General features: G+C 66.3%; 10 protein-coding genes. All 10 read right to left on the bottom strand.

Annotated features, from left to right (window positions below):
• Positions 1-271: 271 nt before the first annotated feature.
• On the bottom strand, positions 272-1,003 hold the full coding sequence (locus AC1D1S_RS15830; protein ID WP_459385707.1) for a maleate cis-trans isomerase family protein: 732 nt from the start codon (positions 1,001-1,003) through the stop codon (positions 272-274).
• Positions 1,004-1,011: 8 nt separating this feature from the next.
• On the bottom strand, positions 1,012-2,481 hold the full coding sequence (locus tag AC1D1S_RS15825) for an amidohydrolase family protein (RefSeq protein WP_476994890.1): 1,470 nt from the start codon (positions 2,479-2,481) through the stop codon (positions 1,012-1,014).
• A gap of 25 nt (positions 2,482-2,506) precedes the next feature.
• Positions 2,507-3,292 (bottom strand): aspartate/glutamate racemase family protein, encoded by a 786-nt coding sequence (locus tag AC1D1S_RS15820; RefSeq protein WP_476994889.1) that lies wholly within the window; start codon positions 3,290-3,292, stop codon positions 2,507-2,509.
• Positions 3,292-3,972: a GntR family transcriptional regulator gene (locus tag AC1D1S_RS15815; protein ID WP_028275851.1), complete on the bottom strand. Its 681-nt coding sequence runs from the start codon at positions 3,970-3,972 to the stop codon at positions 3,292-3,294. The genes AC1D1S_RS15820 and AC1D1S_RS15815 overlap by 1 nt, the downstream gene beginning before the upstream one ends.
• Before the next feature lie 69 nt (positions 3,973-4,041).
• The gene (locus AC1D1S_RS15810; RefSeq protein ID WP_476994888.1) at positions 4,042-5,382 is read right to left on the bottom strand and encodes an MFS transporter; all 1,341 of its coding nucleotides are present in this window, start codon (positions 5,380-5,382) and stop codon (positions 4,042-4,044) included.
• Positions 5,383-5,821: 439 nt separating this feature from the next.
• A complete protein-coding gene (uraH, locus tag AC1D1S_RS15805; RefSeq protein ID WP_230010411.1) occupies positions 5,822-6,163 on the bottom strand; it encodes a hydroxyisourate hydrolase in 342 nt (113 codons plus the stop codon).
• Complete coding sequence (gene uraD / locus AC1D1S_RS15800; protein ID WP_476994887.1) at positions 6,160-6,657, bottom strand: 2-oxo-4-hydroxy-4-carboxy-5-ureidoimidazoline decarboxylase; 498 nt, start codon at positions 6,655-6,657, stop codon at positions 6,160-6,162. Before uraD ends, uraH begins: the two co-directional genes overlap by 4 nt.
• Before the next feature lie 154 nt (positions 6,658-6,811).
• Positions 6,812-7,648 (bottom strand): alpha/beta fold hydrolase, encoded by an 837-nt coding sequence (locus AC1D1S_RS15795; RefSeq protein ID WP_243180684.1) that lies wholly within the window; start codon positions 7,646-7,648, stop codon positions 6,812-6,814.
• An 84-nt stretch (positions 7,649-7,732) separates the two neighbouring features.
• A complete protein-coding gene (locus tag AC1D1S_RS15790; RefSeq protein ID WP_476994886.1) occupies positions 7,733-8,860 on the bottom strand; it encodes a hypothetical protein in 1,128 nt (375 codons plus the stop codon).
• Between the two features lie 5 nt (positions 8,861-8,865).
• A partial coding sequence (locus AC1D1S_RS15785; RefSeq protein WP_476994885.1) for a phosphotransferase occupies positions 8,866-9,996 on the bottom strand: 1,131 nt, incomplete at its 5' end.

The following is a 9,996-nucleotide window of genomic DNA, read 5'->3' as shown; positions in this document are numbered from 1 at the left end:
GGGTATCCAGGGACTCCAGCCACTCGGCGGTCTCTTCCGGATCACGATCAGGCAGCTGGTTTGTCAACCCGCTGAGGATATGGGAGGTATCTTCTCCTGCAGCCACGTCCACCTCACTCTTCATCGTTGAATGGTGATCAATATTTTTCATTATGTGAAAAAACTTTCTTGCATTTCGAGATTATCGAGAGAGGCTGGGACGCGTCAACATCAGCGGCGCATCACCGCGGCCCGGCAGTCACAATCGGTTGAAAGGTCGGTGCCTTGGCGGTCAGGCTGAGGTGAGCAGTCTGCCCCACCGCGGGGAGAGCAGCGGAGCGCCGGCCATTTTGAGGCAGTGCCACAGGGTCACGGCCACCGAATCGAGCACGGGAACGCCCATGGCCGCCTCGATTTCCTCCGCGATGTTGGCACCGTAGAGATTGGTGCAGAGGTACACGAGCGCGTCCGGGTTCTGTGCCGCGAGTTCCAGCGATCCGGGCCGCATCTCGGCGTCGGAGACCCGGGCGAATGATTCGTTGTCGCTCAGGCCGAGGAAACGGTGGTCAAGTGTTTTGATCCCGTCCCGTTCGTAGGACGCCACGATCCGTTCGTTGACGTCCTCCGTGTACGGGGTGAACAGCCCGATCCGCTCGGTGCCGAAGGACCGGAAGGCCTCCATGTAGGCCAGTGTGGAGGTGGTGGCGGGAATGCCGGTGGCGTCCTGTATTCCCCTGACGAGTTCGCGGTCGTGATCGGCGCCGAGCCACGATCCTGAAGTGCCGTTCCACGCGATGACGTCGACGTCGGCGGTCGCCAGGATCTCGGCGGCAGCCCGCATTGCCGGGGCATCAAATTGCCGGTCGGAGGAATCGTCGAGGGCGATCCGCGTGACCTGGATCCTGGCGAAGTGGATTGTCACGTCGTCGCGGTCGCCGAGGATCCGGTAGCTTTGCGGCTCCAGGCAGGTGTTGGAGGACGGCACGATCATGCCGATACGGGTGGGGCGGGTTGCGGAAGGCATGGGTGCTCCTAGCGGGCAGCGGGGTAGACGGCGGCGGCGGGGGCGGCGGGGGCGGCGCTGACGGGGCCGGCGGCCGCGGCGGCCTGGTGCTCGCGGAAACCGTTGCGGGCCACAAACTGGCCCACGGGACCGGGGTCATGGAAGCCGCCGGCGTCCAGCACCACGCGTCCGGCGGACACCACGACGGCGGGCCAGCCGGTGAGCGTCCTGCCGTCAAAGGGCGAGAAATCAGTCCCCATGTGCAGGGCCGCGCCGTCAACGGTGCGTTCCTGTGCGGGATCGAAGACGACGAGGTCGGCGTCGTACCCTGCTGCGATCGTTCCCTTGCCCGGCAGGGCGTTGATCCGGGCCGGACCGGCGGCGAACACTTCCACGAAATCCTCCACCCGGGCTGCCCCGCCGGTGGCGTCCATCATGGCGGTGAAGGTGACAGGCATGCGGGTTTCCACTCCCGGCAGGCCGTGCGGCATGGCGCGGATGTCATCGGACCGCTCGCGCTTTTGCGTGAGGTCGTAGCAGGAGTGGTCCGAGGCCACCGTGTGGATGGCTCCGGCGGCAAGCCGGTCCCGCAACGCGGCGACGGTCTCGGGGCTGCGCATCGGCGGGCAGCAGGCGTACCACTCGGGGAAGGACGTGCCGTAGACGGTGTCGTCCAGGGTGAGGTAGTGCGGGCACGTTTCCGAGAAGGCGTCCATTCCGTGGCTGCGGGCCCCGGCGACGAGGTCTACGGCCCCCGGCGTGGACTGGTGCACAAAGTAGACGGGAGCGTTGGTGTACTCGGCCATCGCCAGGGTCTCCTTGACCGAGATCTCCTCCGCGAGTTCGGGCCGGGTCCGGTGCAGGTGTTCGATGCCGATGCGGCCGTCGTCCGCATGCTGCTGGGTGCAGTCGGCAATGATGGGATCGTGTTCGGCGTGGATGTAGGTGAGGCCGTCGAGCCGGACCATCTCGCGCATGACCTTCAGGATGGTGTCCCCGTCGGCCATGGTGGTGCCCCGGTTCGTGGTGTACATCTTGACCGAACGGACACCTTCGGCGGCGAGCTGTTCGAGCTGCCACGGCACAGTCTCGTCCCACTGGACCACCGAGCCGTGCAGGGCGACGTCGCAGCGGGACTCGCGTGCCAGTTCCTTCTTGTGCAACACCGCGGCCAGCGGGGTCTCGCGGGCGTCGCGGGGGATGCCGAAGTCGATAATGGTGGTGGTGCCGCCCCAGAGGGCAGCGGTGGATGTGGTCCGGTAGTCGTCCAGGGTTCGGAACCGTCCGGTTACCTGGGCGACATGGCAGTGGCCGTCCACGCCACCCGGAATCACCAGCTGGCCGGCGGCGTCGATGGTCCTGGCGGCAGCGGGGACCGGCTCAGAAGCGTCCACGAGCTGGACGATCGTCCTGCCGTGCACCACGACGTGCACATTCTGGCGGCCGAAACTGTTGACCACGGTGCCGTTGGCAATGACAAGGTCTGGGGTGTGGGACATCGTTGTCCTCCTTCGAGAAAGAAAATTAGTGGGACGGTGCGGGCAGCCGGGTGGCGTGCTGCGCCGTCGTGAGGGCGGCATCGAGGTTTTTCGAAAGTCCCTTGCGGGCCTTGACCGGTGGCGGCGCGAAGGCGCCGGCCCGGTGCGGACCGGACTGGAGGTTGACTACGGACTGGGCCATCTGGATGCCAGCGGAAATGCCGTCCACCACGGGGACGGGGATCTGGCCTGCAAGCTCGCGGGCAAGTCCGGCGAGCGGCGCGCCGGCGAGGATCACGACGTCGGCCCCGTCCTCGGCGACGGCCTGGCGGCTGAGCGCCAGCAGGGTCTCCTTGAAGTCATGCTGCACGGAGCCGATGCCGTTGAGGCTCTCGTTGATGGAGCGGATCGAGGCCAGCCGGCCGGCGAGCCCGAACCGTTCAACGCAGTCCAGATACCAGGGCCGGATGCGGTCCGAGATGGCGATGATCGAGAACCGGTGCCCCTGCAGGGCGGCGGCGCAGAGTGCCGCCTCGGTAATTCCGATGACGGGGACGTCGGCGAGTTCCTTCAGCGCCGGCATCCCTGGGTCGCCGAATGCGGCGACCACCACGCCGTCGACGCTGGCGCCGTCGCGAGTGTACTCTGCGATGATTTCGGCGACGGCACCGGCGGCGATCAGCGATTCAAAGCGGGTTTCGATGTATTCGACGCCGTGGCCGGCGGTCCGGACTACCAGATCGGTTCCGGGCGAGGCTGAACGCCGGGCTTCGGATTCGATCAGCGAAGTGACATCGTTGCTGATGTTGGGGTTGATGACAAGGAGTTTCATTACTTCTTCCGATGAAGGTCGGGTTCCGTCCGGCGGAAATTCTCCGGAAACTGTTCCCGGTATTTGTCGATGTGCGACGCCGACTGGGCAGCCGCCCGGTCAGGGTCACCGCTGGCGATCGCGGTGTAGAGCGCCCGATGTTCTTCGATGAGTTCGGGGAGGTCGCTCACATGCCGGAACAGCCAGTGCATCCGGCCCTGGAGGGGTTCGAGCGCCGATTTGAGGAAGCCGTTGTTGGCGATCCGGGTGATGGCATCGTGGAATTCGCTGTTGGCCCGGTGGGCGTCCATAATGGCGCCCTTGGCTAGAGAGAGCTCGGCCGCGTCCAACAAGGCTTCCAGCGCACTGAGGTCCTCCGGTGTGGCGCGGGCCGCGGCCAGTCTGCAGGCCAGCACTTCGAGCGACTGGCGGACGTCGAAGAGATCCTCCACGTCTTTGGGGCTGAGCGAGCTGACTTCGGCCCCGCGAGCGCCGCGGTCGCTGACCAGGCCTTCCTGGCGCAGCATTCGCAGCGCCTCGCGGACCGGGAGGCGGGAGACGTTGAATTCGGCGGCGAGGTCGCGCTCCACCAGCCTGGTGCCGGGAACGTAGTGCCCTTCAAAGATCCTGTTGCGGAGGGTGTCCCGGACAGCCTCCCGGAGGGGGCGTTCCTTGTCCTGGGTTTCTTCTGCGGTAAGCATGGTGCTCCATTTCGGGTTCTTTATGGCACTGCGTTCCCGGCTTCGGGAACTGGTGTTTCGTGGCCTAGCTTAGACAGGGAGCCGCTTGTTGTAGTTCAGGGTCAGCACGGATGCGCCCATGATGATCGCGGATCCCACGAAGTACAGCAGCGCCCAGGTGTATGAGCCGGTGGCACCGACGATCAGGCCGACCGCGATCGGGGTGACGAAGCCGGAGATATTGCCGCTGAAGTTCATCGCGCCGCCCAGGACGCCGGCGTTGGTCCGGCCACCCAGGATCGAGGGGATGCTCCAGAAGAGGCCCACCCAGCGAAGGAAGAACATGACGACGGAGAGCAGGACTACCGCCGTCGTCGGGTCGGCAACGACGGTGACACCGACAAGGCCGCCGATCACTACGACGCTGGAGGTGCCCAGTAGGGTGCGCATGACGCGGTTGGCCGAGGCGCCGGATGCCCGCCATTTGTCGGCGATGGTGCCGCCGAGGATTTCGCCGACGAAACCGGCGCCGAAGATCACGAACGTGGACCAGCCGATGGTCTTCAGGTCAAAGCCCTTGGCCTGGGCCAGGTAGAGCGGGCCCCAGGTGAGCAGGCCGTAGAAGACGCCGTTGAAGCCCAGCCAGCCGAAGCACATGGCCCAGAAGGAACGGAACTTCAGGTAGGGGAGCAGGGCGCGCTTGCCCTTGCTGCCGTCGAGCTCGGCTTCGGCGTCCTCGGCGGCGTGGGAGGCCTCGATGTACTCGGCTTCGGCGTCGTTGACTCCGCGATGCTGGCGGGGGTTGTCCCGGACGTACCACCAGACGGCGAGGCCCATGAGGACGGTGGCGGCGCCGGCGATGATGAAGGAGCTCCGCCAGCTGCCCGTCGAGGCGATCAGGCCGGCGATGAGGATGCCGCCSACCCCGGCGCCCAARGGGGCTCCGGCGTCRAGGATGGTGGCGCCGCGGCCGCGTTCSGATTTGTGCATCCAGATGGCGTTCAGCTTTCCGCCGGCCGGCATGACGCCGGCCTCGGTGACGCCGATGCCGAGGCGGGCGATGAACATGCTGACAAAGCCTCCGGCCAGGCCGGAGGCCGCCGTTGCGGCACCCCAGCCGACGCAGGACGCGGTCATCACCTTGCGGGGGCCGAACTTGTCGATCAGCCAGCCGACCGGGATCTGCATGAGGGCGTAGGTCCAGAAGAAGGCCGAGAGCAGGAGGCCCACGAGCTCCGGGGCCATGTTGAATTCCTTCTGGATGATGGGCAGGGCAACAGAGATGGATCCCCGGTCGATGTAGTTCACGGACACGAGGACGAGCAGGAGGAGGAACATTTTCCATCGGACATTCGTGCGCCGTTGCACGCCGTCCTTGGAACTTGTGAGGTCATCGGGCTGTACTGCTGTTTCGGTATTTGGAAGAGACACAACTTCTCCTTGATAGAGAGTAAACATGCCGGCAAGTGATGGGGATTTGTTTGAGGGTCAGGATGCCGGAGTGTGGGGCGTCCTGTGCGCGGGCCCTGAGTCGATCGCGGCGGTTGATAGGGGGCCGATGTCAGCGCTGACATCAGGCTCGGATCAGGTGCAGAATCTGGGAGGGCGGGGCCCGGCAAGCTTTCTTGTTTTGGGATCCCGTTTTGGGATCCCAAAATTCAGATTAGGAGTGACGTGGGCCACTGTCAAGGGTCATGGGCCGGCTGGGCCGGTTCGCCGCGAAAATTTCGATTGTGACTGGCCCGGGGTGCATGGCTGCGCCGGACCATGGCTGCGCCGGCCACCAGGCAGGGAGGCCTGTGCCCGGAGCGGTGCCGGGACCGGTAGGGGTGTGACGTGGTGCTGGCAGCCGGTCTTGGCTGCTCCGGGCTTAGCTGCCCCGGTAGGTGGAGTAGGCGAAGGGGCTCAGCAGAAGCGGGACGTGGTAGTGGGCCTGCGCTTCGGACACCGCAAAGGTCAGTGTGACTTCGGGGAAGAAGGTCTCGGTCCCGGCAGCCGCGTAATAGGCTCCGGTGTCGAAGCCCAGGCGGTAGGTGCCGGAGCCCAGGCTGTCGGGGCCGAGCGACTTGACGCGGCCGTCATCGTCCGTGGCGCCGGCCGCGATCCTGACCCAGCGTTCGCCGTCGAGCATGTCCAAGGTGACTGCGACGCCCGCGGCGGGCTTGCCGGAGCCCGTGTCCAGAACGTGGGTGGTGACGTGGGAAGTGCTCATGCGCCTATCAGTCCTTCGAGTCGGAGTACCGCGATTTCGCGCAGCTGCTGGCCGATGACCACTTGTTCTTCTTCGGGAGTGTGGGCGAGCCGGGCGTTGAGGGCCGCCAGGATCTCCTCGCGGCTGCGGCCGGCCGCGCGGATCAGGAAGACCTGGCCGAATTTTTCTTCATAGCTCCGGTTCCCGGCGGCGATGGCGGCGGCGACGGCCGGATCCGGAGTGCCCAGGCTCGCCTGCTCCGATTGGGAGAGCCGGGCCTCCGCGCTGTTTCCTGCGGCCCGTTCGCCGATGCGGGGATGGTGGGCCAGCGCGGCTTCCACCTCCGCGTCGGTGAACGGTTCCGCCGCGCGGCCGGCGGTTTGGAGGAGGATTTCCGGACTGTCGAAGGGCCTCGAGCCGACGATCTCCTCAATCCATCGCTCGATGTCCAGGCAGGGGCGCAGGGCGACGGCGGCCTCCGCGCGTCCGGCGGCATTAAAGTCGTCCAACAGCATGTGCCAGATCCTTTGTGTCAATGCTGGCATCCACGGTGTAGGGCTATACGGACAAAATATTCGTATCGTGGAACTGTTATTTCAGCATATGCAAAAGATTGAACCGTACCCGTCTGAGCTGTGTCAACCAGGGGCGGCTCCGCGACAGCCCCGGCTAACTCGCCAGGAACCGCAGCAGAACCTCGTTGACCTCCGCCGCGTGGGTCCACAGCATGCCGTGCGGGGCGCCGTCGATCTCCACATACTCGGCGCTCGGCAACGCCTTGGCGAACTGGCGGCCCGCGACATCGATCGGCAGGATGTTGTCCGCCGTGCCGTGCACAATGAGGGCCGGGACATCAATTTTGGGGATGTCGGCACGGAAGTCCGTGTACCAGGTCGGCTGCGCTGCCGCCGACGCCGTGGCCCCACCACTGGTGGCGAGGTTCCAGCCGGCGTTCATGACCTCCTGGCTGAGCCGGGGGGTGCCGAGGAGGGTTTCGCTGTTGTAGAAGTTCTTGAAGAATTCCGTGAAGAAAGCGTACCGGTCCGCCGTCACGGCCTCCATCAGCCCGTCGAACACCGACTGCGGGACCCCGCCCGGGTTGTCCTCGGCCTGAAGGAGGTATGGCTCAAGGGAGCTCAGGAACACGGCTTTCGCCACCCGGGCGGAGCCGTAGGTTCCAAGGTAGCGGCCCACCTCGCCGGTGCCCATGGAGAAGCCCACCAGCACGGCGTCGTTCAGGTCGAGGGTGGTCAGGATGGTGTTGAGGTCCGCCGCGAACGTGTCGTAGTCGTAGCCCTCGGTGGGCTTGCTGGACTGTCCGAAGCCGCGCCGGTCGTAGGTGATCACACGGTAGCCGGCACCGAGCAGCGCTGCGCTCTGCTTTTCCCACGACGAGCCGTCCAGTGGGTAGCCATGGATCAGGACCACGGCCTGGCCGGATCCGTGGTCCTCGTAGTAGAGCTCGACGTCTGTGCTGTTTTCGCTTCCAACCTTGATGTAAGCCATGCCAGCGGTCCTCCCGGTTCGGCGCAATGCGCGGTGGTTCGGTGTGGGCGGTTCGGTGTGGGGCGGTTTCGATCTGATGTGCAGTCAGTACGTGGGCTCCACTTTAGCGGCCGGAACTCCCGCCGCCAGTGCCTGTTCACCATCCGGAATGAGGAAGTCCTCCGCCAGGTCCGCCCACTGCGGCCGGAAGGAATACAGGCAGCCGAGCCTCAGGCGGGTCGCGGCTGCGTAGGCGTCGAAGCGCGCCGGGGTGACATGCAGTTCCTCGGCGGTGGCAATGACGTGGCGGCGGGCGGTTTGGTACCTTTCGGCGGTCAGGCGGTGTTGGTGCAGGCGCAGCTGGAGGTGCACGGCGATGTTGCCGWGGTCGGCGGCGGCCTCGGCGCGGCAGGCTTCGTCGAAGTCCAGCAGACCCAGGGGAGCGCCCGGATCCACGGTGAAGACCTGCTTGTCGTGAAGGTCCCCGTGGGACCACACCAGCGGATCCGGATCGGTCCGGAGCAGCTTTTGGGCGGCCTGCCCTGCGGCCCCGCGGACGGCCGCGCGCTCGGCTTGCGCCGCCGGAATGTCCCCGGCGTGCACCAGCCACAGGTGCACCGTGTGTTGCAGTTTCGCCAGTTCGACGGCGGCCGTCCGGACAGGGAGCGCCTCGAGAGTGGGGCGGTGCGCGGGCGCCAAGGCCAGGGAATGCTGCCGGACCCAGGCCCGGGACCACTTTTGCCAGGCATTTTCAAAGACCACATCGCTGACCGCGGGGTCGATTCCCAGCTCGAACAGGGAACGGCCGGGCAGCGTCATGAGGGTGAGGCAGCCAGGGGCGGAGGAAACAATTTCCGGGGTGAGGAAGTCCCCTGCGCCGAGGAGCTCGTTCATCCGGGCGTGCCTGCCCACTGCTTCATCGGACTGGCGGGCCCGGAAGAGCTTGAGATGGTGCTCCCCGGCTCTGACCACGGCACGCTTGTGGGCCCGGTGCACCACCACCACCCCCAGCGGCGACGCGCGCTTCAGGGCGGGGAGACGCCGGTCGCGGCCGTCCCGCAGGAGCTCCAGCTGGCCCGCCCGGAGGTGGGCTGCCCGGACCCCTGCCCGGCCGGGAACCCCCAACTCCAGGACGTAGTCCTCCGCGGAGTCGTCGGGCCAGGACCGGATGACCTGCCATTCGGTGTTGTCAGCATCCAGGACGGCGGCCGGGACGGGCGGGTGCCAGCCCATGTGGATCAGCTCCGGGATCCGAGGGACCGGCTGGCGGCCAAGGCGGTGGATCCGAAGGACTCACGATGCTTTACCCGGTCCTCGAGAACGCGGGTCGCCAGCAATGAGCCCGAAGGGAACGAAGAACAGGCCAGTCGCATCCAGCGTGCGTCCGAATAGGCATCGAACCGATCCGGGCTGACCTGCAGTTGCTCGGCGACGGCCAGCACCTCCGTGTGGGCCGTGAGGTATCGCGCCGACGTCAGGTTGTTGCGCCGCATGCGCCGCTCCAGATGGAAATCCAGGTAGGCGAGGTCGCGGGCGGCCTCGGCCCGGGCAGCATCGTCGAAGTCCAGCAGCCCGAACGGGGGCCGGCAATCGCCGGCGATGATCTGCCGGTCGTGCAGGTCTCCGTGGGCCCATACCAGCGGGTCCGGTGCCGTGCCGAGCAGGTTCGCCGTGACGTAATCTGCCATGGCGATCAAGGTGCCGCGTTGGGTGGACAGTTCCGGAACATCCTCTGTGTGGCGCAGCCACAGTTTCAACCAACGGGCCACGGCCTGCGCTTCCACCTCCGGTGAACGGACCGGCAGGGCGCCCAGAACGGTTTGCCTGCTGACGTCGGACGCCGCGCTCAGCTGGGCGAGCCACGCGCTGGACCAGTGTTCCCATGCGCCGGCAAACTCCTTCTCGCCGATCGTCACGTAGTCCTCGCCGATTTCGCCGAGCGTCGGTCCGGAGAGGGCGCTCAAAACGAGGATGTCCGGGGAGCTCTGAAGCACCTCGGGCGCCGTAAAGGCGCCGGCGTCCAGCAGGAGGTCCATCTGAGTGTACCGTTCGGCCGGGACCGCGGCCCTGCCTGGCCGGAAGACCTTGATGTAGCATCCCTCCGCCCGGATGATCGCCCGCGTGTAGGGCCAGTGGGAAATGATTTCCCCGCGCTGTCTTTCCGTCCGAAGGGCTGGCAGCTCGGGATCGTCCTCCGGCAGGATCTCAAAGTGGCCATGGCTCAGATGTGCTCCCCGAACGCCGGGCCGTTCTGCAGTCCCGACCTCCAACAGGTACTCTCCGGGTTCTTTATCGGGCCACGCGTTGTGGACGCGCCACGCCGTGCCGGCGTCGTCGGTGTATTTCCAAAGCGGCGGGTGCCAGATGAT

This window comes from Arthrobacter sp. P1_A5 (genome assembly GCF_056406825.1).
This window is presented reverse-complemented; position numbering and strand designations above follow the sequence as displayed.